This is a genomic window from Photobacterium sp. S4TG1, from assembly GCF_036040035.1.
Taxonomy (GTDB): domain Bacteria; phylum Pseudomonadota; class Gammaproteobacteria; order Enterobacterales; family Vibrionaceae; genus Photobacterium.
On the sequence record NZ_JAYXUH010000044.1, the window covers coordinates 1 to 928 of the forward strand.

1 protein-coding gene and 1 pseudogene are annotated in these 928 nt (G+C 38.9%); both read right to left on the bottom strand.

The window, feature by feature from the left end; all coding sequences use genetic code 11:
• Positions 1 to 246 (bottom strand): annotated as a pseudogene (locus VXS03_RS20050) (arginine decarboxylase); the annotation flags it as partial.
• A 214-nt stretch (positions 247 to 460) separates the two neighbouring features.
• On the bottom strand, positions 461 to 928 hold a 468-nt coding region (locus tag VXS03_RS20055), incomplete at its 5' end, for an amino acid permease (protein ID WP_327765535.1).

A 928-nucleotide genomic window follows, 5' to 3' on the forward strand; every position in this document is an offset into this window, starting at 1 on the left:
CTCTTCATGAGAGTTAACGATTTGCTCTTCAGTTTTTTCTAGTGCTAATACTAAGCTGTCAATTTGAGTAGACAGAATAACCGCACGTGCATCTTCGTAAGAAGTCGCAGTGATGATTTCGATAGTACGGTTTTGTAGTTCAGCAACAAGCGACTTAGTTGCGCGGTCTGCAAAGCTGTTAGGAGTAATGTTTTGGTGCTCGATAACGAGAGCACGCATTTTATTTGTACTACTATTATTGTTCATAATAACGCCTGAATAAAATGATTAGTGGCAGATATGTTTTACCGCAACATAGATCTATGAAGTAATAAAAATCTGTTCGAATATTTTAGAAGGGAATAAATAATGTCATTGATTAATTAAATATTAATGTGTGACGTATTTATTATTTATTCCCATTTCCGTTCTAGTTGGTTATTAATAAATTTCTTTAGTATCGAATTTATTAAATCTTTAATTAGTTTGCATTCACTTCTGGCTTAGTATCACGTGCTGCGATGAAGCCGTAGAAGATGTAGCCAAGTAGTGTCAAGATGGTACCGCCAAATACAGCTGTCGCACCACAAGCGTACACACCATAGATGCTGTACAGAACTGCTAATGTACCCACGGTAGCGCCAAGACGGTATTGCTTTTTAGATACCACATTCTTACGAAGTAGCACTTCAAGGCCAGTCATCGATAGGATGTAAGGTACCATGTTAATAAATACGGCTAGGTTCAATAGCGCGTTAAACTGACTGATCAAGTTAGGAGAGATAGTCATTACCGCAAGAATAATCTCAGCTGCTAGCATGATTAACATACCTGCAATCGGTGCGCCCGCTTTGTTGGTTTTAGAGAAGATTTTAGGGAACAAACCTTCATCTGCCGCTGCTTTAGATACTTGGGCGTTAGTGAACTGCCAGCCAAGTAGTGAGCCTAG